Annotated in this window: 8 protein-coding genes; 6 read left to right on the forward strand and 2 right to left on the reverse strand. The window is 64.3% G+C overall.

What is annotated here, in order from left to right; all coding sequences use genetic code 11:
- Positions 1–16 precede the first annotated feature (16 nt).
- A complete protein-coding gene (locus tag B6V73_RS16025; protein ID WP_168174914.1) occupies positions 17–17,920 on the forward strand; it encodes a leukotoxin LktA family filamentous adhesin in 17,904 nt (5,967 codons plus the stop codon).
- Between the two features lie 718 nt (positions 17,921–18,638).
- Here B6V73_RS16025 and B6V73_RS16030 read toward each other — a convergent pair.
- Positions 18,639–20,405, reverse strand: a complete 1,767-nt coding sequence (locus B6V73_RS16030; protein WP_088718329.1) for an extracellular solute-binding protein — start codon at positions 20,403–20,405, stop codon at positions 18,639–18,641.
- Positions 20,378–21,292, reverse strand: coding sequence for an NAD(P)-dependent oxidoreductase (locus B6V73_RS16035; RefSeq protein ID WP_088725734.1), 915 nt, complete (start codon positions 21,290–21,292; stop codon positions 20,378–20,380). The genes B6V73_RS16030 and B6V73_RS16035 overlap by 28 nt, the downstream gene beginning before the upstream one ends.
- A 202-nt stretch (positions 21,293–21,494) precedes the next feature.
- Here B6V73_RS16035 and B6V73_RS16040 point away from each other — a divergent pair, with 202 nt between their 5' ends.
- Genes B6V73_RS16040 through B6V73_RS16060 form a run of 5 tightly spaced genes read left to right on the forward strand, consistent with a single transcriptional unit; the run spans position 21,495 to position 25,983 of the window.
- Positions 21,495–22,562 carry a 2,3-butanediol dehydrogenase gene (locus B6V73_RS16040; RefSeq protein WP_088725735.1) on the forward strand — a complete coding sequence of 356 codons (1,068 nt, stop codon included), beginning with the start codon at positions 21,495–21,497 and terminating at the stop codon, positions 22,560–22,562.
- Positions 22,563–22,595: 33 nt separating this feature from the next.
- On the forward strand, positions 22,596–23,672 hold the full coding sequence (locus B6V73_RS16045) for an SDR family oxidoreductase (protein ID WP_088725736.1): 1,077 nt from the start codon (positions 22,596–22,598) through the stop codon (positions 23,670–23,672).
- A 10-nt stretch (positions 23,673–23,682) separates the two neighbouring features.
- The gene (locus tag B6V73_RS16050) at positions 23,683–23,967 is read left to right on the forward strand and encodes a YciI family protein (protein WP_088725737.1); all 285 of its coding nucleotides are present in this window, start codon (positions 23,683–23,685) and stop codon (positions 23,965–23,967) included.
- Positions 23,967–25,001, forward strand: coding sequence for a Gfo/Idh/MocA family oxidoreductase (locus tag B6V73_RS16055; protein WP_088725738.1), 1,035 nt, complete (start codon positions 23,967–23,969; stop codon positions 24,999–25,001). The genes B6V73_RS16050 and B6V73_RS16055 overlap by 1 nt, the downstream gene beginning before the upstream one ends.
- Before the next feature lies 1 nt (position 25,002).
- Positions 25,003–25,983 (forward strand): zinc-binding dehydrogenase, encoded by a 981-nt coding sequence (locus tag B6V73_RS16060; RefSeq protein ID WP_088725739.1) that lies wholly within the window; start codon positions 25,003–25,005, stop codon positions 25,981–25,983.
- The last annotated feature ends 16 nt before the right edge of the window (positions 25,984–25,999 follow it).

Here is a 25,999-nt window from a genome sequence, read left to right on the forward strand (position 1 = left end):
TCGCCGGAATGACAAAATGAACGCCACCTTTCGCCGCGTGATCCGCAGGTTCGGGTGGTTGAGCAGCGTCTCTTCGGCGGCGATCTTCGCCGTGCTCCCCGCCTTCGCCGATGTCGTTGCGGATGGGACGACCAACACCAACGTCATCACCGCAGGCGGTGCGATCAACGTCACCACCGACACCATCCAGAACGGCACGGCGTTCAACACGTTCAGCCAGTTCAACGTGAACGCGGGGACCACGGTCAACGTCTACCAGCCGGTCAATACCGGCGCGCTGGTCAATATTGTGAACGGCGGACAGAGCACGATCGCAGGCACCCTGAATGCAGGCCTCGGGGCGCCCGGCGCTGCTCCGGTCGCGACGGGCAGCAACGTGTTCTTCGTGAACTCGGACGGGTTCGTGGTCAGTTCCAGCGGCACGATCAATGCCGGGCAGCTGACGATGAGCGCCCCGACGCCGGGCTTCGTCAACGATCTGACAAGCGAGGCGCAGGGCAATTTCACTGCGTCTGTCGACACGCCCACCGCGCAGCTTTTCGCGGGGTCGGAGCCTTTGAGTGACGGTGGTCAGATCACGGTGGACGGCCAGATCAACGCAACCCGGCTTGCGTTGCGATCGGGCGGTCTCGGCATGATGCTCAACGGGCGGATTAAGGTGGAGGATCCGACTTCCGTGGATCCGGTCTCGGTCGGGGTGAATACAGACGGGACGCCGCAGGCGGCGGGGCTGGTCACGCAGGGCGGGGTGATCCGGCTCGTGTCCAAGGGCACGCTGAAGACAACTGCAAGCAGCGATATCACAGCCAAGCGCGGCACCAATCTCGTGGGGTCTCAAGGCGGCGGGGTCGTGCTGGGCCAGGCCAAGGGTGACGTGACCGTGGACGGCAAGATCGACGTCTCGGCAAGCGGCACGACGCTGGGCGCGGGCGGCACCGTGTTCCTGTTCACCGAAGGCTCTGCGGTGATGGGCAGCAGCCTCGACGTGAAAGCCACCTCGGTGGCGGGCGATGGCGGTGCCTTCGTGCTGCGCGCGGGTGGTGTGACCAGCCCGCTGCAGGCGGCGCAGGGCGATCTGAGTGCGCGGGGCAGTTTCGACATGTCCACCTCGAGTGCGACGGGCAAGGCGGGCTCCGTCTTCCTGCGCGGGCAGAATGTCTCGACCGCCGGGCAGATCACGACCAAGGGCGGCGATCTGGTCTTTGCTGCCGACAAGAACGTCACGCTGAGCCACGATATCTCGACGCGGGCGGGCGATGCGGCCGATCCCCTCACCGGCGATCCCGGAGCTGGCACAGCGGGCTCGATCCTCGTGGCCGCGCAGGACATCAATGTCGAATCCGGCACCACCCTGCGCGCGGACAGCACGGCCGCGGATGGCGGCGGGCTGATCCTGCTTTCGGCACGCTCGTTCAACACGGGTATTGCCTGGGCGATCAACCCCGACAGCGAAAGTGCCTCGATCACCATCGACAATGCCGATCTGAAATCGGGCTCGATCGTCGTGAATTCGGTCGCGACCGTCTCGAACACGCTGGGCAGCACCGATCAAACCGTCGAAGAGCAGCAGGTCGACGATCTCGAAGGCGGCACCACCGAACAGCAGATGACCGATCAGATCAACAACGGTCTGACGGTGATGAGCAACCTGATCCAGCAGGGCGCTACGACGATCAACAGCATGATTCCGTTGCAGGTGCAGCTTCTCGATGCGCAATCGCATGTGAAGATCAACAACAGCAAGCTGACTGCGGATGGCAACTGGAAGAACAAGGCGATCACGCCGACGGCTCTCGCGAGCGGTACGCCTTCGAACAATAGCCAGCTCGGTTCGACGGGCCTTCTGGAGGACACCTACAGCTTCCTGTCGACGCCGCAGCTGAATTTCAACAGCAGCGTGCAGGACGTGGTCGACAACATCACCGGCAGCCTGATCGGCGGCGGGGCGCCTTACAGCCTGACGCTGAAGCTGCCGTCGGCCTGGGATCCGTCGAGCGATGCGCTGGTCGTGCAATCACATGCTCAGACCACCTATTCGATCTCGCCCAAGGCCTATGCGCTTGGGGTCGTGATGGCCAACAGCAATGTCGAAAGCCAGGTGCTGCTCGATGGCAGTTCTCTGACGACCAAGGCGGGCGACATGCGCCTCGCCAGCACGGCATCCGAAGATCACACGGTGTCGATTGCGGCGAGCAAGGTGAAGGATTACGCGGGTGCGCTCGTGGTCACCACGCGCGAGCTGAAGAACCAGCTTCTGGTCAAGGGCGGTTCGCTGACTTCGGCCGGCGCGCTCAATGCGGGCGCGTTCACCGGCAAATCGCATTCGATCACCACCGGCGCCAATGCCGGGACCGAGGGGATCGGGGCCGTGGCGATCAGCGTCGATGTCTCGCAATCGACGACCGAGGCCGCGCTTGGCGGCACGATCAAGACCGGCGGCGCGCTCAACCTCGATGCCGAGACGCTGTTCTTCAACAAGGTCCATGCCACCACCGCGACGATGGGTGTGGCCAATCCGAGCAAGCTGATCGGCAAGAAACGCGCGGCGAACAACCCGATGGTGCAAGCGATCCCGGGTGCACAGGGCCAGCTTCAGGGTAAACCGGTCGATCCGAACCGCCCCGCCCATATCGGCTTCGGCGTCGCGATCGACGTGCAGGTGGACAATGACAACACCTTTTCAACGCTGGGTGGCGATTACCACGACTTCAGCAACGCCGATGCGCTGACGGCGCTTGGCACGACTCTCGTCACGGCGACCGGGCAACCCGTCTCGGTCAATTCGGCCTATCGCTTCGCAGGGCCGACCGAGGGCGGCAGTTCGCTGTCGCGTTCGGTCTCGGCGGCGTTCGGAAAGCTGAACTTCGCGGCGAAGAAGGCGCTCGATAAGTACAACGCCAAGCATCCCAATGCGACAATCACCGAAGACGAGTTGATGGGGAAATATTCCCAGGCGCTGATGCTGACCGGGTCCGTCTCGACGATGAGCGGCAAGACCCAGGCCGAGATCGGCAAGGATGCCACGGTGAACGCAGCCGCCGCGACCGTGCAATCGGTGACACGTTTCCCGCATGCCGATCCGCTGGGTGATATCCGTGACAAGTGGACCCAGTTTGTCGGCCAGATCACCGACTATACCGAACTGCCCAGCGATCCGAGCGATCCCACCCAGCTGACGCCGCCCGACGCGCCCGGCCTGATCGACACGATCAACCCGCTGAACTTCATCACCACGGACGTGAAATCCAAAGCGACGGCGCCGGTGCCGAAAGACGGTTCGCGCCCGGTCGTGCCCGAGGATCAGCAGAAGCTCGCGATCGGCATCACCGCCAATGTCTTCAACACTGACAACACGACCGATGCGGTGGTCCGTAACGGCGCCGTGCTGAACCTTTCGGGCGATCTCAACGTGCTGTCGCGCCAGGAGAGCCTGTTCCTCCATCTCGCGAACCTGCCCAAGTCGAACCCGCTCAAGGGCGACGCGGAAGGAGCGATTGGCGTCGGGATCAATATCGACAGGATCGGCAGCGAAGTTTCCTCTGTCATCGAGTCCGGCGCGACGGTGAATGCCGGAACGAACGGGGTCAATGTCGACGCCTATACCCGCAACATCGCGGGCATCCTGAGCTTCTCGGGCGGTCAGGGCACGAAAACGGCAGTCAACGCCACCGTGGCCACGAATATCGCGCATGCGGAAACCGTGGCACGGATCGGAGATGATGCGTCGATAACGGGCGGCGCGGTCACGATCTCGGCGAAGGACGAATCCGTCGAATGGGCAGCCGCGGGCGCAATTTCGGCGTCGGAGAACGTGGGCGTCGGGGCCTCGGCGGGCCTGAATATCTCGGGCCGCAAGGTCTGGGCCGGGATCGGTCCGGCGGATGAATCCTCCGCCCTGAGCGGAACGGGGAATACGGTCATCGATGCGGAGAGCCTGACGATCACTGCCGAAAACGCCACGACCGATGTCGTGGTCGGCGTCGCGGGCTCCAAGGTGCAGGGCAAACCGGCCCAGCAGGACGATCCGCAATCGACGGGCGGCACGACGAACCAGGACGGCTCGAACGAGGATGACATGATCATCCCGTCCTGGCTTTTCGCCGATGACGAGGACCAGGCGGTCAACGATCAGCAGAACGTGCAGACCCCAGCGGACAGCGAGGGCAACCAGCAGCAAAGCGGCTGGGCGGTCACCGGTGTCGCCACGCTCAACCTCTCGCTCGGCAATGAGACCGTCGCGGCGCTCAATACCGCAGGCAAGATCGAGCTGGGCTCGACTCTGACTCAGACCGCGAAGAACACGGCGCTTCAGATCGCGGGCGGCGGGGCCGTCTCGGCGGGCCTCGGCAAAGCGCAGGATACCAATGCGCTGGCCGGGGCTTTCTCGGTCATGGTCGATACGCGTGAGCTGCGTTCGGAAGTGACCGGCGCCACGATCAACGCGGGTAGCGCGGTCACCATCGGCGCCGAAGATCACGCGACGGTCGTCAACGTGGCCGTGGGCGGCGCGGGGACATCGCGCGGCGATATCGCTCTGGCCGGGTCCGTGGCGGTCGCGGTGCTCGACGGGGGCACGACGGCAACGGTGAAGGATGCGTCGATCACCTCGGACTCGCTGAGCGTGAACGCGACCGACGGCTCGACCACCGTGTCCGTCGGCGGCGCGGTCGGCATCAATATGGACAAAACCAAGGGGTCGGGCGTGGGGATCGGCATCGCCGTGAACACCGTGACCCGCAGCGCGGGCGCCTCGATCACCGGCGCAAGCACCATCGACACCGGCGCCTTCGGCATCACCGCCGACAGCACGCAGTCGATCTATGGCTTCGGCGTCTCGGCCGGGAAGGGCAAGACCGGCATCGCGGGCTCGATCTCGGTCAACAACATCACCGGCGGCGCGCGCGCGAACGTGACCGGGAATGGCGCCGGATCTGACCGGATGGGCATCTCCGCCAGTTCGATCAATATCGGCGTGACCGAAGCCAACACGATCTTCTCTCTCGGCGGGGCACTGGCCAATGGCGACAATGCCGTGGGCGGTGCCGCGACGGTGAATGTCATCACCTCGACCTCCGGCGCGACGCTGACCGATGCGAAGGTGAACGGGCAGGGCGGCACGGGCGGCACCGGCGCGATCACGATGAGCGCTGACGGCTCGAGCACGATTTCCTCGATCGCCGTGGCAGGGGCCGTGGCCGAGAAGCAGACCGCAGCGGGTGTGGGCCTGTCGGCCAACAATATCTCGGCGACGCTGGAGGTGTCGGCTGCCGGAACCGAGGCGCTTGATGCTGAGAGCATCGCGCTGACCGCGACGAACACGCGCGAAATCAACAGCTTGGGCGGTGGCGCAGCAGCGTCGAACGGTAGTGCAGGCGGCTTTGCGGGTACTCTGAACCTGCTGACCGCGAACACCACGAGCATCGATCTCGCCAATGCGAACCTTAGCACGACGGGCACCGGAGGGATCTCCGCCACGGCGACCGCGACGGGCACGATCCGGTCCGCGGCGGTGGCGCTGAGTGCCTCGCGCGATACCTCGCTGGGGGGCGCGGTGACCGTGAACGTCTCGACCGCGACGACGCAGGTCTCGGCACAGAATGCGACGCTCGAGGCGGGCGGTGCGCTGAAACTGAACGCCGACGATACCGGCACCATCGAGAGCCTTGCGGGCGGTGCGGCATTGAGCGCCGACGGAAACGGGGTCGGCGGCGCGGTTTCGGCCAATTTCATTGCCCATGACACCGGCGTTCTGACCCAAGGCGCGGACGTGACCGGCCAAGGCGTGACGCTCGACGCCAAGAACGGTTCGACCATCACCAGCGGTGCAGTCGGCCTTGCCGGGGGCGGCACGAACGCGGTGGCGGGCTCAATCGCGATCGGCGATATCGGCAACACCACGGCGGTCGAGGTGACGAACGCCAAGATCAACGGCGGCAGCGGGGCGGTTGCACTGTCGGCCACGCGCACCGGGCAGATCTCTATCCTTTCGGGCGCTGCGGCTGCGGGCGGCACCAATGCGGTCGGCATCGCGCTGACCGTGGCCACGATTCATGGCGGCACCACTGCGGACCTGGTCACCGGCGACGCGGTGAGCGGGGATTCCCTCAGCGTCACGGCAGATGATACCGCCGGGATCGACGCCATCGCGGTTTCGGGCACGGCCTCGGGCGAGGTGAGCGTCGCAGGCTCGGTGGTCTATGCCCAGATCGGCCAGCCGGGCGCGAATGGGCCGAGTGTCGAGCCGCTGCCGGGTCCGAGCAGCGAAGACCCGGTGGGGGGTGCGCAGACCGATGTCTCGAACCGGCGCGATGCGGCGGTGGCCGGGCTGGTCTCCAGCATGAGTACTACGCCGAAAGCCGCCGATTTCGACGCGAACCAACTGGCGCTGACGCTAAATTCGGATGCAGTGACCCGTGCGCGAGTCGAGCTGTCGGGCACGTCGCCTGCGCTCCCCGCCACCACGATCACCTCCAGCACGACGGGCACAATCCGCTCGCTCGCCGGAGCGGTCGCGATTGGCGGTTCGGGCGCAGGTGTGGGTGCCGGGATCGGGGTCAACCTGCTCTTCGCGAAGACCGAGGCCGAGCTTGTCTTGCCCACGGCCGCAGAAACTCAGGCCTCGAGCGTTTCGCTCGGCGCGACCCAGACCGGCACGATCGAGACGGCGGCTGTCTCCGGCGGCTTCTCGGGTGGCGTCGGCGGCGCGGGCTCGATCCTGGTGAATGTGATGAACCGGCAGGCCGATGCGCATATCCGCGGCAATGGCGGCTCTGGCACGCGCGCGGCCCTGCGCACCGATCGCGGCGATGTCTCGGTGACGACGACCCAGACTGGCACGATCAAGGCGCTGGCCGGCTCGGCCGGGATCGGCGGGCAGGCGGGCGCGGGCGGCGCGATCGTCGTCAACGTCATGTCGGACGATACGGAAGCCGCGGTCGAAGACGCCGCCATCCTCGCGCGCAAACTCGATGAAAACGCAACGACGAATGGACCGCTCTCGCTGGCGGGCACCCTGACGATCGATGCCGATCAGCAGATGACGCTCGAGGCGCTTTCCGCAGCGGTCGGTGGTGGCGGCTCGGGCGCCTTCGCGGGCAGCTTCGCGGTCAATGTCGCCAACGGCGAGGTCTATGCGGGATTGCGCCGCTCGGAGGCGCAGGTGGGGACGATGGCGCTGGCGGCCCATTCGACCCCCTCGCTGACCGCTAATGCAGGGTCCATAAGCGCGTCCGGCGGGGCCTCGGTCGGGCTTGGCATCGCGATCAACAATTCCGCGCAGACGGTGCGCGCCGATATCACCTCCAGCAAGCTGCGCGCGGGACATAGCGCCTCGCTCGGCGCCTATCAGAAGACCACTTTCCACGGCAACGCGATCTCGGGCGCAGGCGGCACCGTCGGCGTGACCGGCTCTGGCGTGAACAACACGGCCGCGAATACCGTCGAGGCGGTGGTGCAGGGCGGGCCGATTTCGCTCGTCGATGCGACGAGCGGTCTGTCCGAGCCGACGCGCTACGGTTCCGACATCGCGACGCGCGGTTCACTGCTGATCGACGCGCAATCGACGACCTCGATCACGTTGCTGGGCGGCTCGGATGAGAAAAAGCCCGCCGATTCCACCGATGCGCGCAACGAGGCCCCCGATGTGAACCTGTCGATCTCGGGCGGGGCGACGGCGGGCGTCGGCGTCTCGGCCTCGGTCAACACGATCAAGAACCGGGTGAAGGCGCGGATCGTCGACGATGCGCGTGTGGTCGCGTTGGGGCAGGAGGCGATCGACTGGACCGATGTCGACAGCGCCGCGCAGTCGAGCACTGGTCTTGCAATGAATGCACAGGCCCGAAGCGGCATCGCGATGCTGACCGCGAACGGGTCCGTGGGCGGCGTGGCCGGTGTCAGCGCCCTCTTCGGGATGAACCTGATCGACGATGCAGCGCTGGTGCAGCTGGGCTCCGAACAGGGCAGCGATCTGGTGCGCCTCAATCCGCGTTACGACACCGATTTCGAGAGTGATCTTGGCAGCAAGACGGCGTCGACGGCGCAGGACGTGACCCTCAATGCCGATACGGCGAACGATTCCGCACTCTACACCGTGAATGTCGCGATCGGCGGGACGGCGGGTGTTGGCGCGAGTGCGGGCACGACCGTCGTCACCTCCTCGGCAAAGGTCGAGACCTACGACGCGCAACTGGCAGCCGCCCGTGACATCGCGGCGAGCGCGACCAGCAAATCCACTCTCACGAGCTTTGTCGCGGGGATCGGTGGCGGCTTCGTCGGCGTCTCCGGCAATGCCAATGTGAATGTCCTCAACTCGACCGCCGAGATCGGCATCAACGGCGGCTCCTTCGATGCGGGCCGTGACCTGAGCCTGAACACGCTGATCGACAATGATCTCTATTCGATGACGGGCGGCGGCTCGGGCGGCGCGGTGGCTGTCGGCGGCGCGATCCAGGTGACCGTGGCAGACGGTACGTCGAAAGTCTCGGTCGGCTCGGGCCGTGCAGGCAGTATCGCGCGGCTGGATGCGGGTAATGACCTGACCGCCAAGGCGGATACGCAGCTTGTGCACAAAGGCTATGCCGGGGCCGGCGCTGCCGGCGGTGCGGGTGTCGCGCTCTCGGCCAATCTCGTGGTGGATCGCGCGACGACGGAAGTGGCGGTCGGCGACAATCAGGAACTGACTGCGGGCGGCAAGCTGAGCCTGACCGCGAATGAAACCGCCGACCTAACCGGTGTCGCGGGCTCGATCGGCGGCGGGGCTCTCGGCGTGGGCGCGAGCCTCGATTTCGCGAGCCTTCAGGGGACAACAAAAATCACCGTCGGCGATGGCGCGGTGCTGAAGGCCAATGACGCCTCTAACGGCGCGCGCGGTGTCGGGCGCGATGGGATCACCCTTTCGGCGACCTCCGAGCGGACGCTGGATTCGACGGTGGTCTCGATCGGCGCAGGCGCGATTGCAGTCGGGGCTGCGATCTCGGTGACCGATCTGGGCGGAGCCGCCGATGACGAGAGCGGCAATCTCTCGAAGGCGATGGCGTCGATCAACGATGAGCTGACAAGCGATCAGAGCGGCAGCGGCGGGCTGGATTCGAATGCGACCGAACAGGATCGTCAGAATACCGGAGGCTCGATCATCGGGTTCGCCGGCGCCAGCGATACGCAAAGCCAGATCGTCAACGCGCGTCAGCACCTGAACCCGGACGCGACGGGCAGCGATCAGGTCGGTGTCGAGATCGGCTCCGCGACCTTGCTGACCAATGGCGACCTGTCGATGACGAGCAATGCAAAGACCGATCTGTCGCAAGTGGCGGGCGCGGGGGCTGGTTCGATCTTCGGTGGCGCCTCCAGCGGGATCGTGGTGTCCAATGTCTCTACCGGCGCGGCGGTGACGCTGCGGGATGGCGCAACGTTGAGCGCGGGCGGTGCGGTGACGCTGGGGGCCAAGACCTATGGCGGCGACGATGGCAACGTGATCGATGCCTCGGCGTCTACCGTGGCCGCCTCGGGCGGCTATACCGGTGGCGCGGGCGTCACCGTGGCGACGCTCAACGCGGGCGCCTCGGTGCAGATGGGCGCGGGTGTCTCGGTCTCGGGTTACAGCATCGGGATCAATGCCGATCGTGCGGGCGAGGTGAAGACCGTCACGACGAATATTACCGGCGGTCTTGTCGGTGCCGTGGGCGTCGCGGTCTCGAGCGCGAAGAGCGAAGGGACGAGCGCGATCACCATCGGCCGGTCGGGCGCGAGCCTGAACAACCTGAAAAGCAGCGCGGGCAAGATCTCGCTCGAGACCTCCGACGGCACCTCGGCCCATGCCGAGGGTTCGGGCAGCTCGGGCGGGCTTGCTGGCTCGGGCAACTCCGTCGTCGTGAGCGGCACCAATCGGGGCAATAGCGCCGTCAGCGTTCTGCGTACGACGGTCAATGCGGGCGGAGCTTTTGATCTGCAGAACACCAATGGCGGCGCTGCGTTCGCAGAGGCGCATGGCATCTCGGTCGCGGCAGGCGTCTCGATCGGGGCCGGGGTCGCGACCTCGCGCGCCGATATGAACGTGACCACCCTGTTCGGCGCCAATGTCACTGCAAGCGACATCACCATCAATAGTGAGATCAAGCGCACCGATGGCCGCATGACGAGCCAGGCGAAGGCGCAATCGACCTCGGGCGGCTTGCTGAGCGGCAACGGCGCGGCGGCACATGCCTATTCGAGCTACGGCATCACCTCGACGCTGAGCGGCAACCTCACCGCCACGAACGCGATCTCGCTCAGTGCGGATGCGAGCGCCGTGAAGGTGGACGCTTTCGCGACCGGGCGCAGCGGCGGCGCGGTGGCCGTCGGCGTGACGCTCGCCTATGCCGGGCAGGATACGGCAAATGGCGACAGCGGCGATGTGGCTTTCTCGATCAACAACGCGGTCCTCAAGGGCAAAGTGGTCACCCTCGGCGCGGGCAATGCCCCCGACATCAGCGCGGGCGCGGATTCCGGCTCGGGCGGTCTCGTTTCCGGCTCGGGCGCGGAGACCCATGTCACGACCGATACGAAATCAACCTTCGATATCGGCACGACCGGCACGACGGTGATCACTGCGACCGACCGGCTCCAGATCACCGCGGCGCAAAACGCCACCTTCGCCAGCACTGTGAATACCGTGAGCGCCGCAGCAGTCGGCTATTCCGGAGCGCTGAGCCGCAACACGATCGGCGCGGCGACCGCGCTGACGCTGGGCGGGAACACCACGATCGCCGCGCGCAATATCGAAATCGGCGCGGATACCACCTTCAAGCGCCCCGATAACGGCTACAATCTCGTGTCGGGCTCGGGCGGCGCGATCGACGTCGCTGCGATGCGCAGCTTCGTCACCGTGAATGCGTCCACCGATCTGAACATCAGTGACGGCGCGATGCTGCTGCAGAGCGGCGTCGCCGATGGCGGGCAGACCTTCGATCTGGGCGCCTCGACGAACATGGTCTTCTTCGACCGGCTCAAGCTCGATTCCGGTGGCGCCATCGCCAGCCCGAACGGCAACAGCACGGTCGATATTCAGACCAATACCGCCCATGTCACCATCGGCAGCGCGAAGTTGCTCGCGATGGACGATCTCGACGTCTATGCCGGGGGCGACGCGAACATCAAATCCGAGGTCGATACCACCTCTTACGGCCTGTCAGGCGCGGCTTCGGGCAACACCGTGGCAACCTATAATGCCGACAACAAGATCAGCCTGACCTCGGGTGCCGATCTGCAATCCTTCACCGATATCGGACTGCGCGCCGGCTATACCTCGAAAGGGGCGCAGAAGGTCGATGTGAACGCCGAAACGCGGGTCTTCAACAAGACTGCTTTCCCGATCAACGGCACGCCGGGCGCGGATGCGACCGCGAACATGAACCAGCGCGTCAGCGTCGGCACCGGCGCCAGTGTCGCGGCCGTCCACGACGTCTATGTCTTCGCCGAGCGCGGGGGCGGAAATGTGCTGGGCTATGGCCGCGGCAAGGATCTCTATCGCGAAGTCGCCGCGGCAATCGGCTCGGCGCTGAGCGAGGCCTTCGGCGGCGACCCGGTCAGCCTCGATATCGAGAGCGGCACCTCGACCGACAAGGGCGAGAACATGATCGAGGTGAACGGCTACGTCCGCGCAGGATCGCGCAACAAGCAGATTCTGATCCTCGACGCGAACAACCATCTCGACAACGGCTCGGAGAGCTACGTCAACTCGCAGGGCCAGACCGTCAATTATACGAACGAGAATGCAGACGGCATCCTAAACGACCCGAGCAATCCTGATCCCGAGATTCAGGCGATGATCACGCAGGGCACCGTGCAGAACGAGCTCGCCTCGCGGATCGCGGCGCTTCAGGCGAAAATCGCCGATCCGATCCTGGGCAAGGACACGCAGGCGGTCACCGCGTGGAAAGCGGAAATCGAAGCGCTGGCGAGCCGCCTCGACTCGACCAACACCGGCACGGTCGATTTCATCAACCTTCCCGATATCCGCGCCTCCGGCGGCAGTATCTACATGCGCGCCGATACGGTTCAGGGTAGCTCGACGGGCACGCTCGACGCGCCGGGCAACGCGCAGATCGTCGTCCATGTCTATTCCGACGCCTTCGTGAATGCCGGTAGCATGGAGATTCCCTCGTCGTACGGAGGCCGGATCTATTTCAACGATGTCTCGGTGACCACGCCTGACGATGTGCAGAGGCTTGCAAATCCCAAGGGTACTCCGATCGACTACAAGATGATCTCGGGCAATGACGCCGGGGAATCCAAGATCGAGCTCGTCACCTACGGCAACGGTTCGATCACGCTGAACGGTGCGATCACCAACCTCGACGGTAGCGTCCTGGTCAACTCGAACTTCGGGGACCTCGACGTGCGCGCCGATATTTCGGCCAAGACGATCAATCTGAGTGCCGGCGGGAACTTCACCCAGGGCTACACCCCCGGGCTGCGCAACGAGGGCGGCGAGCCGCGCTCGATCTATGCCGGTTACTTCAACAAGGTCGACAACGTCGTGCGGAACTATCTGGCGGCGGGCTTCGACGTTAGCGGGTATGACGGCGGATCGATGACGGCGACCTATGGTTCGTTCAGCTTGTCGACGCCATCAGTTTCGACCTTCACGATCGAGCCGCGTCAAAGCTCGATCAAGGCGGGCGCGAATGTCTACATCACCGCCGATCAGCTTAACATCAACGGTCTCATCCAGGCGGGCGTGGGCAGCTACGACGTCACCATCGACGACGGGCTCCTGTCCGATCTGTCGAGCTTCTCGACGACCCAGCCGACGGTGCTGTTTAATCCCTCCGAACCGGTGAACAACAACATCGTGCGCAAGCCCTATGTGAGCGCCAATGATGTCTGGGTGAAATATGACCCGACCGCGACGAATGCCGAGGGCGTGCAGACCGGCGCGATCACAATTTCTCCGATGATCGTCAAGGGGGGCACGGTGGAGATCACCGGGCAGATCCTCTCGACCGGCGCGGGCAGGATCGAGTCGCTTGACGGATTCGGCAATATCAACGTGACCAACAAGACGTCGCTCCCGGTGGTGTTCGACCGGGTCGATACCGGCGAGGCGGGCGCGAACGGGCAGGGGCTCGAAGGGCTCGTGCGGATCACTGATACCGACCCGCTCAAGAAGACGGCGGCGGGCAACAATCTCATCACCGAATATCGCCGCATCGGTCAGACGCTGAAGGTCTACGACAACTCCTCGACCTACGACTCCGTCACGAAAACCTATGGCGAGGGGGCGGACGCCGTTTCGGTGACGCGCATCGTGCCGACGACGCTGGTGAACTCCAGCACGGTCGATAGTGGGCGCAGCGCGAGCTACCAGCCGGTTCTGAACCGCGACATGGTGCTGCTGCAATCCGAGATCATAACGCAGGTCACGAACTACACCCAGAAGACCTTTTACTTCTGGGCGCCGTTCTCGAAGGACATCAAGAGCAAGTCCGACCCTGCGAAGGTGACCAAGCTCGACCCGGACGTCGTGTTCGGCGCGAGCGGGGCCTACGTGACCTCCGAGAACACCTCGATCAACGGCGGCGATTACAGTTACGGCTTCACCGGCGAGCGCACGAGCTACAGCAACGTGAAAGGCGCCGTGACGACCGACGACAAGCGGGTTTTGGGGATCGGGGACGTCTACAAGACCTGGTCCGAGACCTCCACGGCGAATGTGCTCTACAAGCATCGCTTGCGCGCCGATTACCCGATCGACATCGTCTTCAGCGGGTCTGATTCCGGCGCGCTGAACATCACCTCGGGCGGTGATGTGATCTTCAAGAAGACGGTTTCGAACCTCGTCGGTGATACCAATATCACCTCCAATTATGGTTCCGTCGTGACCGCCAGTCCCCAAATCACCGCGACACTCGGTGATCTCGATATCAGCGCCGAGAATGGCCGGATCGGGGGCGTTTCGGGCGCGTTCCGTGTCGATCAGTCCGAAGGGTCGAGGCTGACCGCGGTGGGCGGCAGCGCCGTGAATATCCGCGAGATGTCGGGTTCGATGACGATCGGCAATGTCGAGGCGAAGGATCGCCCGGCCAATACCGATGCGGCGATCACCGGCACCGTGAAGCTGTTTGCCGATGGCGATATCAAGATGGCGGATCAGAGCGCGGGCGCGGTCACCGCGACCTCGGTGGACCTGACCTCGCTTAACGGGAACATCGGCAGCTTGGATGGCGCTTTCGCCCCGGTCTGGGTGTCGCTGAATGGTGGCGTGCTCGACGCGACGGCGAACAAGGACGTCGTGATCGGTGCTCGCAGCGGCGATCTGCCGGTCCATAGCGTGACCGCGCAGACCGGATCGGCGACGCTGGCCGCGTTCAACGGTTCGATCCTCGACCGTAACAATGTAGAAGTCCGCGATATCCGCTCCGAAAGCGAGCTTGCGAAGCTCTGGACCCAGGATATGGGCCTCGACGACACGGTCGCGCAGGATGCCCGCGCCCAGCAGCAGCTCGACGCGCTCGCCGCGAGCCGCGAGCATGACTACAGGGCCTATTGGAAGGCGCGTACCGACGCGGGTGGCGGTTCGATCAGCTACACGATGGACGCCTCCGATCAGACGGCGCTCCTGAACAGCGGTTGGACGCAGGCGCAGCTCGACGATTACATCTCGCAGCAGCAAGGTCTCTATGCCGAGTGGAACAACGAGACCGCCGAGCAGACCAGCTTCACCTACACGCCGACGGCGGATGACCGGGCGGCGGTGCTGCAGGGGATCGGCTGGACCACGGATGAACTCAAGCACTGGATCCGCGCCGGGCTGATCAAGGGGACCGGGGATACCAATACCCGGATCGAAGACCCGAACATCAATGCCTACAAGGACATCAACCTGCTGGCCTCGGATACGATCGGCGAGATGCTCGATCCCTATACCGTCGGCGCGGGCAACAATCTGACGCAGGACCTGCTGGTTCTGTCGCAGGCTGAACCCTCCGATCTGACCTTCACCTCGGATGGCAAGGTCGTGGTTCGCCGGGCCGAAGATCTGAACTTCGCCTTCACCGGGCTGGATAGCAACGGCGCGCCGGTCGGCACGCTGAACGCCTACGCGCTCGGGACGGACGTGTTCCTCGGCGCGGAGACTGCGGCGGCGATCAAGGAAGTCAACGCTGCACGCGATGTCACGATCAAACTCGATGGGACGATGTCGGATGCCCATTCGGGCAATCCGGCGGTGACCGGGCGGATCATCGTGCTCGAGAGTGGCAACAACGCCCCGATCGCGACCGAAACCAACCCGCTCACCGTGCAAGTGCGCACCGGCGGCATGCTGACCGCACGCTCCGGCGTCGAGGTGAATATCGCGGCGACGGGCGACCTGCCACTGGCGGAGGCCTATGCGCCCGGCCCGGTGCGGATCAGCGCGACCGGTGCGATCACCGATGCACTGGCCACCGGCGCCGTGCGGATCAGCGCGGGCAGCCTGAAGCTGACCGGCAGCTCGATCGGCACCAGCGCGGTCGCGTTGCCCTTCACCCTGACCAATACGGCGAATGGCGGCGCGCTCGACGTGACCACCACGGCAGGCGACGCGTGGTTGAGTGCGACCGGCGATCTGCCGATTGCCTCGGCCCGGATCGCGGGCGGCGGCAAGATCACGACCGACGGGGTGATGTCCTTCACCGGTACCGATACGCTTGGCTTCGGCACGGGGTCGACGCTGCAACTCGAGACCGCGCTTGGCCTCGACACCTCCGCATCGAGCGGCACGGATACGACGGGCGGCACGCTCTCGATCGTTACCGGCGGCCCGGTCGGCAGCGCAACCAAACGCTTCGAGACTGCGCTCGGCACGTTCAACTACACCGCGACTGGGGCCGATCCGACGTCGCTGTGGATGCACGAGGCGGATGATCTGACCATCGCGTCGCTGACACAGCTGGCCGCGGGCTCGCCCACCGACATCACCGTGGGCGGGGCGCTCACCATCGGCACGATCACCTCACCCGACGAGGTGCGCCTCGACGCGGCCTCCTTCACCGAGGGCCGCATCGTGGCGAAGCGCACAAAGCTCACGGCGAGCGGCACGATCGGGAGCGTTACGCCGCTGAGCCTGACCACGGGCAGCCTCTACGCCGCGACCGTCGATGGCGATATCCGTCTCGCACTGAGCGACCGGGCGACCGATCTCGAACAGGTCACCGCGGGCGGCACGGGGGCGATCGCGCTGACCTCGGTCAATGCGCCGCTCACGCTGCTGAGCGGTCCGGGGATCACTACGCAGGGCGGGGCGATCAGTCTCGACGTGACGAGCCTCGTCGCGAATGCCGATATTCTCAGCCATGACGGGGCGATCTCGATCAAATCGGCGGACCTACTGCAACAGGCGGCGGGAACCTCGATCGACGCCGGCACCGGCACGATCGGCCTCGACGTCGCGGGCGACATGGTCGCCGCGCATGTGGTGACGCAAAGCACCGCAGACCCGGCGCTGACCGTCGGAGTCAAGGGCGCGCTCTCGATCGCCTCGGGCCAGAGCGGCACCGTTCTCGAAGCGAACGCGGCGGGAGCCGGGACGGTCCTGACCCTCGGGTCGATGACGCCGATCGGCCCGAACGGGTTGTCGGTGGCCTTCGATCATGTCACCGCGACGGTCGCCACTGGCGCGATGCATCTCAACGAGCGCGACGCGATCCGGCTGGACCGGCTGCAGACGAATGACGGCTTGATCGACCTCTATGCTGGCGGCCCGATCACGGTGCGCGATATCGCGGCCGGTGGGGGCTCGCCGATCGTTATCTCGGCCGGGCAGGGCGATATCGGCTCTGACGGCGCGCAGCTTGCGGGGGGCGACCTGCGGCTCTTCGCCTTCAATGGCGCGATCACCGGCGAGACGGGGACGGCCTTCATGGGCGACATGTCCGACGGCGCGACAGGCCATTTCTACGCCGACGGCGACGTGACCTACACCGAGACGGCGGGCGATCTGCGCGCGGGCTTCGCACTGTCGCAAAACGGCGCACTGAAACTGGACTCGGCCAGCGGTCAGATGGCCCTCGGAGTGCTCGGCGCCCGGACCGATCTGACGCTGGCCGCAGACGATGCGCTGCGCGTGACCATCCTCGGCGGTGCGACGGTCGATCTGGCCGACGAGCAGACGCTGCAGCTGATCCATCCCGAGCTCTACGGTCAGCGCGAGGCGCAAGCGCCGAACAACGCCGATCTGCGAGCGCGCAACGCGGGTTCCACCCTCTATGCGGGGCTACTGAACGTGCGCGACACGCTCGGGCTGCATGCCGACAATATCGACGCCTATCTCTACGACGGAACCCCGGCGGACGCGCTCGCGCTGACGCTCGATGGGCATGATGACGGCATGGCGGCGCAGGTCGATGTGAGCTCGATCGGCGACGGCCCGGTGCTGTTCATCCCGGAAGCGCAGTATTTCGATGACGTGCGCGGACGTCTGGGCGGCCGCGACCGGGCGCGCGGCACGCTCAACCTCGTGCGGGGCCGGATCACGACAGGCTCCGTCAGCCATGCCGGGCCGGTGCTCAATGGTTATGACGTGGTGATCGGCGGCGATGTCTGGTTCTACCAGCAGGGCTTCTCGGTGCTGGCGCAGGCAGTCTATGACAAGCTCTCGACCGTGGCGGATGCGCAGACGCTGGCGATCAATGCGGGAAAATACAGCTTCAGCCAGTCCAACCGGATCGACCTGAACGTCACCGAGGGGCTGGTGCTGAACCGCCGCCTCGCGGGCACCGGGATCAATGGTGGGCAGGGCTTCGGCTTCAATGTCGGCGTCGAGACCGACCTGCTGGGTTTCCCCTTCACCACGTCGGGCGCAGGTGCGGGCGTCACGACTCCGGGGCAGATCATGCGCCTGCCGAGCACGCAGCCTCAGAAGGAAGAGCCGCGCGTGACCTGGGTGGTCTCCTCCGCCGAGTGAGGCTTGGCTTTTCGAAAAAAACGGGGGCGCAATTGCGGCCCCGTTCGCGCGGCAGCGGCCGACGCCAGCCGTTCTCTGCGGTCAGAGCCTTTGGCGTGCGCGACGTAGCGAGGCCGGCCGAAGTGTGACGCCCCTTCTGCTCGACCTGCGTCCGCTCTGGAAGTGACGCGCAGCTGGAAACTCAAGGGCTCGAAGCGGATGTTTGGCCGCGCCGCAGTTTGAAACCGCCCTTCGTCTCTCCTCGACAAGGGCGAAACGGCGTGTCCGACCGGTATCACTTAGAACCATAGCCGCAGACCCGCAGCCAGATCGATGCTCGCCGAGCCGCGCAACACTAAATACTTGTGAAAGAACAGCGCCAAGAGACGCCGAGGAGCCAGAAGCCATTTGGCGGCCAAGTTCGGGTCTTTCCAAGCTGAGTTGGGGGCCGATGCCGCGTGACCAGCCCGAACCATCGCCCCTCCGCGACCGGCCTTATCCAGACCTTCGCCAAGAAGGTCATGCTGCGGTGCGGCCTCCGCTCCTCTCCCATCCAGGAAAGCTAAGCTGAAACCTCCATATTCAAACGGTCCAGTTATCAGGGGCAGAGCACCAATTTTCCGTCAATCTTGTTGCGGAACTCGAACGCTAATGAGGGAACCTTTTCTTTGAAATCCCCAAGTATACCGCCAATGTCGCCAGACTTGGCCGCGGGTTATTTCTGACAGCTTTGGCCGCCTCACGCCTCTGCCCTGATTGCCGAGAGGATTCGGTTTTCGGCGTCCCTCAGACCGCGTTGCGGCGATTTTCCGTGGAAGACGATGTCGTGGATTTCTTCGCCCAATGTCCGCTCGATCAGGTTGAAGGCGGGCACCGGCGGGCGCGCCCAAGTCACCAGTTCGTTCTTACGGGCCATTCGGTCGACCATGCTGACGATCGGGGAGGAGGCGAGAGCTTCGGGGTCTGCGCAGACCGAGAATCGGGGCGCGACGGGGAAGCCGTTTTTCACGTGCTCCTTCATCGCCTCGGGAGACACCATCCAGGCAATCGCGTCGATGATCTGTTTCTGCCGGGTCGGCTCGACATAGGAGGGGATGGTCAGCAGGAAGCCCCCGACCGGGGCGGAAACACGCCGCATCCGGCGCGAAGGCGGGGGAAGGTAAGCCACGCGACGGGCCACGCGAGAGCTCAGCTCGTGCTCGAAGCGGGCAGCGCGCATTGTCCAGCAATAGGTCATCGCGGCCTGACCGGACATGAAGTAATGGATGCGCCGCTCCCAATCGATGCTCGCGATATCAGGGGGCGAGACCTCTACAAGCTGCTTCATGTATTCGATCACTTCGAGCGCATCCTCGGTGTCGATCTGCAGCTTGAGCGAGTCGAACGTATCAAAACTCCAGCTCTCCTGATTGCGCAGCGGCATGTCGATGACGGTGGTGCGACAGGCGGCGAGGAAGAACATGAAGGAATTCGCGATCGGCATGCCGCGTTGTCCGTTCCACGCGATGCCGTAGAATTCGTTCTGTGGATCGTGGAAGGCGCGCGCGGCCGCGATCGTCTCGTCGAAGGTCTTGGGATAAGTGACCCCCTCGGCGTCGAACAAGTCCTTGCGCGCGGCGAGGATCTCGATCGTGCAATAGAGCGGAATGCCGTATTGCGTGCCCTTCCAGTTGCCCGTCCCCCAGACCGAGGGGTGGAAATCGAGCGAGTTGATGGCGGCATTCGAGATCAGATCGTCGAGTGGTGCGAGCTCTCCGCGTTCGGCGAATTCACCCAGCCACGGCATGTTCATCGCAATGACGTCATAGCGTGGCGTCATCTCCGAAAAGGTCTGCCGCGACTTGGCGTAGAGATTGGGGAGGCGTTGCAGGTCAAAGCTACTACGCTTGCCGAATTCATTTCGGAAATCCGACCACATGTTGCGCATCGCGATGAAGTAGTTGTCATCGTTGAGCAGGAATTTGATGTCGCTAAGGTTGAGTCCGGTGATGTCCTCGCCGCGCACCGGCGAGATGATCTGCGCTGCGAAATAGCTGCCGCCGAAGTAGTATTCGCTCGTTTCAGTGCCTTGCCGCAGGCCGAAGGTTTTCGCCATGTGACCTTTGACGTGAATGGCATAGCTCATGAAGGCATTTAACAAGCTCTCCGAAGGCTCGAGGAAATGCGTCTTCAATCCGTTCCCGCGCGGCACTTGCCGTATCAGCCCGTCATCAATCATCTTCATGATCATGCGGTTGCCGGTGCTATAGGGCACATCGGCAAGGCTGATGAGCCCTGACTTGTCAATTGGGCTCAGTCGCAGATGCGCGTCCACCAGTTCCAGCGTGATATTCTGATAGACGTCGGGCTTGGCACCGGGCATCTGATGGTCGAACGGCGCCCGCAACCGTCGAAGAAAATCGACGATTCTGGAAAGCTCGTGGCTCGTCAGATCAGCATCCTGTGGTTGCATTGCGTCCGGATGCTGCCCGACCGGAGTCACCTTGTCGACAATTTTTCCTGCCATTTCACCAATGCGAAGAAATCTTCGTCCCTCATGCCAGCGTTCGACGCGCTCCGATAGAGTTCGAGGATCAAGCCGGTGGTCATCAGCGGCACGTCATTGCGGCGCGCCGCATCGCTGATCAGCGTGAAATCCTTGATCATCTGCGAGACGGTGAAAGCGGGGGTGTAGTCATCGTTGACCACGGCCTCTTGCTTGTATTTGAACAGCGGCGAGGCAACGGCGCTTTCACAGATCACTTCCATCATGTCGGCCCGCGACAGCCCCCCGCTCGCGCCAATAGCCAGCGCCTCCGATAGCACGGCCGAGAAGGCGCCGACGAGGGTGTTTAGCACGAGCTTCATATAGCGCGCTTCCTCGCCCTCTCCGAGGAAGAACTGCCGTGCCGAGAAGGTCTTGATGAGGGGGAGCACCTCGTCCCAGCCCGCACGATCGCCCGACGCAAGAACCGTCAGTGCCGCTTTTGCGGCGAGATCCGTGCTGCCGGAGAGCGGTGCACGCAGGTAGCGCAGGCCCGCCTCGCTCAGGATCTGCGCAACGCGCTCAGAATATTCCGGTGAGACGGTGCTCATTTCCACCAGCAAGGCACCGCGCGGTAGGCCGTGAATTAGCCCGGTCTCTCCCGATACCACCGCCATCAGCGCGTCGTCATTGGGCAGCGTAGAGAAGACGACCTGCACATCGCGCAGATCGCGCGCGCAGTCGGCGGTTTTTGCGCCTTTCTCCGCAAGCTTCGCACGGTTGCCCGAATCGGGTTCCACAACGGTAAGTCCGACGCCGCTGTCGAGGAGATTTCGCGCCATCGGCCCGCCCATTTTTCCGACGCCGATCCAGCCGACCGCGCAAGATTCGGATTGGGGGAGGTGGGGCGCACTCGCCATGTTGCTCATCCATATGTCTCCGTTTGTCTTGCCTCACCCTAAGATGCCGCTTCGGCGAACACTGAAGTAATTTTTCCGGAGCGGAGATTTTTTTTCTGATGCGATCGGATCGGTTTGCTACGAATCATGGCAAGCAGCGCGACGGTGCCGCGGTCCGCCAGGCGGATCACAGGCTGCAGTCGCCGCGCCGACAGGACAGGAGGAGGTCGAATTGAAAGCCGTTCGTTTTCACGGAGCAAAGGATATCCGCGTCGAGGATGTGGAGGAGCCGTCCGGGCAGCTTGCCCCCGATGACGTGCTGATCGAGCCGATCATCACGGGCATCTGCGGCACCGATCTTCATGAGTATATGGCGGGGCCGATCGTCACGCCCGCTGAGCCGCATGTCTACACCGGTGCGAGCAACCCGCAGATCCTCGGGCACGAGTTTTCGGCCCGCGTGTTGAAGGTCGGTGATGCGGTCAGCGATGTTGCGCAGGGCGATCGGATCTCTATCCAGCCGCTCGTAGCGCCACGCAATGATTACTACGGAAAGCGCGGTCTCTATCACCTCTCGCCGCAGCTCGGCTGCATCGGCCTCAGCTGGGCCTGGGGCGGCATGGGCGAGAAGGCCGTTGTCAAGGACTACAACGCCCAGCCCGTGCCCGACGCGCTGAGCGACGAGCAGGCTGCGATGATCGAACCGGCGGCGGTTGCGCTTTACGGCGTCGATCGGGGCGGGGTGACGGCAGGCTCCACCGTGCTGGTGTCGGGCGCAGGTCCGATCGGCGCGCTGACGGTGCTTTCGGCCCATGCAGCGGGCGCGAGCACGATCATCGTCTCCGAGCCGAATCCGAACCGCCGCCGGATCATCTCCGAGATTGCTCCCTATGCCTTCGTCGTCGATCCCGGCGCGGGCAACCTTCAGGAAGTCGTGGGCGATCTGACCGAGGAAGGCGTCGGCGTCGACGTGGCTCTGGAATGCGTGGGCCTCGAGCGCTCGCTCAACGCCTGCGTCGAGGCGGTGCGCCGTCAGGGCAAGGTCGTTCAGGTCGGTCTGCACATGAAGCCTGCCAGCATCGACGCCATGCTCTGGGCGCTCAAGGATATCACGGTCGAAGCGACCTGGTGCTACCCGACCCAGATCTGGCCGCGCATCGCGCGCATGGTCGCCTCGGGCAATTTCCCGATCGAGAAAGTCATCACGGCCCGCATCCGTGCCGAGGACGTCGTGGAGAAAGGCTTCGAGGCGCTGCTCGATCCTGCCGGAGAACATCTGAAAATTCTCGTCACCACCTGACGAAACCGAACTGCAAGAAAGGGGCGAAGACCCATGGCTGAACAGAATATTGCGTTGATTGTCGGGGCTACCGGTCTCTCGGGCAGCTACACCGCGCGCGAGTTGAAATCTCATGGTTGGACGGTCGTCACGGTGTCGCGCAGCGACGTCGATCTGGAGTGGTCCGACCGTCATATCGCCGCGGATCTGACCGATGCAGAGGGCAGCAAGGCCGCGCTGGCTGCGGCCAAGGACGTGACCCATGTGTTCTATTGCACGTGGGCGCGTCAGGCGAACGAGGAAGAGAACGTCCGCGTGAACGGGATGATGGTGCGCAACCTATTCGAGGGGATCGCAGGCGCGCCGATCAAGCACGGGGCGCTGGTCACGGGCCTCAAGCATTACCTCGGTTCGTTCGACGACTACGCCAAGGTTACGCCCTACACGCCCTTCCTCGAATCAAGTCCGCGTCTGCCGGGGCCGAACTTCTACTACGCGCAGGAAGATGTGCTGCTGGAGATGGCCGAGAAACACGGCTTCACCTGGTCGGTGCACCGCCCGCACACGATGATCGGCTTCACGGTCGGAAATTACATGAACATGGCGGTCACGCTCGCGGTCTATGCGTCGATCTGCAAGCACACTGGCAAGCCGTTCCTCTATCCCGGCTCGCCCGAGCAATATAACGCGGTCACCGACGTGACCGATGCGCGCATCCTCGCCAAACAGTTCTATTGGGCGGCGACGACGCCGGAAGCTGCGAACATGCCGTTCAACACTGCGAATGGCGACGTCTTCCGCTGGACTTGGCTCTGGGCGCGGATCGCCGAGTATTTCGGCCTCGAGGTCGCGGAATACCCCGGTCACACGACGCCGCTCGAAGAGCAGATGGCGGATGCGCCCGCGATCTGGTCCGAGATGGTGGCGCAATATGGGCTGCAGGACATCCCTGTGACCAAGCTCGCCTCGTGGTGGCACAGCGACGCCGACCTGGGTCGCGAGCTGGAATGCTTCACCGATATGACGAACAGCCGGAAGCTGGGCTTCGACGCCTATCAGAGCACGCCGGACAGCTTCTTCGACGTGTTCGACGAACTGCGCGCGCGCAAGATCATTCCGGCCGGAAACTGAGGAGACCGCAATGCACTACGTGATCCATTGCCTTGACCATGACGGCGCCGTCGACAAACGGCTGGCGAATTACGAGGACCACAAGGCCTATCTGGCTCAGGCGCCGGTGAAGACGGTTATCTCGGGCCCGCTGCTCGCAGATGACGAGGAAACCATGATCGGCAGCTGCTTCTTGCTGGAGGCTGACAGCCTTGCAGAGGTCGAAGACTTTAACCGCAACGATCCCTTCGCGAAGGTCGGTCTGTGGAAGTCCGTCTCGATCCGTCCGTTCTCGAAGCGCGTGGACAATCGCTGATGTCGGGGCCGGTCAAAATCGCCCTCGTTGGGCTTGGCTGGTGGGGGCAGAAGATGCTCTCCGTTCTGTCGAGCGCTCCCGAGGATATCAAGGTCGTCCGCGCAGTGGAGCCTAACATGGACGCGGTGCGCGATCTCTGCGCCGATAAGGGCGTGACGCTCAGCGCGGATTACGCGGACGCGCTGAACGATCCGGAGGTCGAGGCCGTCGTCTTGGCAACGCCGCACTCGCTGCACACGGATCAGATCGCCAAGGCGGTCGCCGCAGGCAAACACATCTTCTGCGAAAAGCCGCTCGCGCTCACTGCGGAAGAAGCCGCTCGTTCGGTTGCGCTTTGTGCCGAGGCCGGGCTCGTCCTGGGCATGGGCCACGAGCGCCGGTGGGAGCCGCCGATCGCCGATATGCTGGCGAAGGCCGATGCGGGTGAGCTGGGCCGTATCCAGCAGATCGAGGCCAATTTCAGCCACGACAAGTTCGTCGGCATGGACCCGAGCAACTGGCGTGTTCAGGCGAGCGAGGCGCCGGCAGGCGGCATGACTGCGACGGGTATTCACCTACTGGATCTGTCGGTCCGCCTTCTGGGCCGCGCGGAAAGCGTGCTGTGCATCTGCGAGCAGCTGTCTTCGAAACTGCCGCAGGGCGACACGGTGGCGGCCTATGTGAAATTCGCCGGGGGAGGGACCTCCTACGTGTCGGCTTCGCTGTCGAACCCCTTCATGTCCCGCTTCACGGTCTACGGCTCGAAAGGCTGGATCGACATTCGCGACAAGGCACATGTCGAGGCGCCCGATGGCTGGATCGTGACCTCGGCCATGGCCGGAGGCCCGATCGAGACCGTGGAGATCGGCAAGGCCGAGCCCGTGAAGGACAACCTGGTGAGTTTCGCCCGCGCCGTGCGCGGACAGGAAACCTACCCGATCACCGCCGATCATCTGGTCGACAATATCGCGCTGCTCGAGGCGGTCTTCGCCTCGTCCCGCAGCGGTCAAATCGAACATGTGGCGCAACCCGCCGCAGCCAAAGTTGGAGCCTGACATGAAAGCCCTGATCTTCGACGAACCGAACAAGCCCATCGTGACGCAGGTGCAGACGCCCGGCATCACCGACAACGAGGTGCTCATCCAGTCGCGCCGCGTCGGGATTTGCCATTCCGATTACGAGCTGCTGGCCGGTCAATACATTATCCCGATTTCCTACCCGGTCGTTCCGGGCCACGAGTGGGTCGGCGAAGTCGTCGAGGTCGGGAAAAATGTCGACGGGCTCAAGCCCGGGGATCGTGTGGTCGGCGAATGCGTGATCAATACGCCCGAACGTATCCATCACTTCGGCTTCTCGATGGACGGTGCGGATCGTGAATTCTTCGCCGCGCGTCCCGAATGGCTGCACAAGCTGCCCGATGCGGTGGATGACGCGAAAGGCGCGCTGATCGAGCCCTTCACCTGCGGGTATTACGCGGTGATGCGCCATGGTGGCGTCTGCGCGGCGGATACGGTCGTCGTCTCTGGCGGCGGCACGATCGGCCTCGTCTCGGCTGCCGCCGCGATCGGCATGGGCGCCCGCGTGATCGTGGTCGACCCGGTGCCGCTGCGCCGTGAGATCGCGATGAAGCTCGGTGCGGACGGCACGATCGATCCGACCGACGGCGATCCCATCGAAGCGGTGCAGCAGATGACCAAGGGCGGTGCCGATCTGGTGGTCGAATGCGCGGGCCATCCGGCCTCGCTGGCCAATGTCTTCGACTATGCCCGCGACGACGGGAATGTCTCTATGGTCGGCATCAATATCGGCCAGAAATTCCCGGTCGAGCTGGGCAAGATCCAGATCAAGAACCTCAACGTGCGCGGCTGCATCGGCTCTCCCGGCGTCTGGCCGGCGGCGATCCGGTTCCTGGAGCGCACCGGGCTCGATCTCTCGCCGATCCAGACCCACAGCTACAACATCGATGACGCGATGACGGCGCTGGAGCTTGGCAAGTCGCCCGACAAGGCGGTCAAGGTCACCTTGGAAATCAGCTGAGACGCGACGCGAGGGA

This window comes from Thioclava sp. JM3, assembly GCF_002213185.1.
GTDB classification, from domain to species: domain Bacteria; phylum Pseudomonadota; class Alphaproteobacteria; order Rhodobacterales; family Rhodobacteraceae; genus Thioclava; species Thioclava nitratireducens.

Bases quoted from the DNA above. Each gene is read 5' to 3' on its own strand.
- B6V73_RS16060 (WP_088725739.1), top strand. From the start codon at position 25,003: ATGAAAGCCCTGATCTTCGACGAACCGAACAAGCCCATCGTGACGCAG.
- B6V73_RS16025 (WP_168174914.1), top strand. From the start codon at position 17: ATGAACGCCACCTTTCGCCGCGTGATCCGCAGGTTCGGGTGGTTGAGC.
- B6V73_RS16050 (WP_088725737.1), top strand. From the start codon at position 23,683: ATGCACTACGTGATCCATTGCCTTGACCATGACGGCGCCGTCGACAAA.
- B6V73_RS16055 (WP_088725738.1), top strand. From the start codon at position 23,967: ATGTCGGGGCCGGTCAAAATCGCCCTCGTTGGGCTTGGCTGGTGGGGG.
- B6V73_RS16035 (WP_088725734.1), bottom strand. From the start codon at position 21,292: ATGAGCAACATGGCGAGTGCGCCCCACCTCCCCCAATCCGAATCTTGC.
- B6V73_RS16045 (WP_088725736.1), top strand. From the start codon at position 22,596: ATGGCTGAACAGAATATTGCGTTGATTGTCGGGGCTACCGGTCTCTCG.
- B6V73_RS16030 (WP_088718329.1), bottom strand. From the start codon at position 20,405: ATGGCAGGAAAAATTGTCGACAAGGTGACTCCGGTCGGGCAGCATCCG.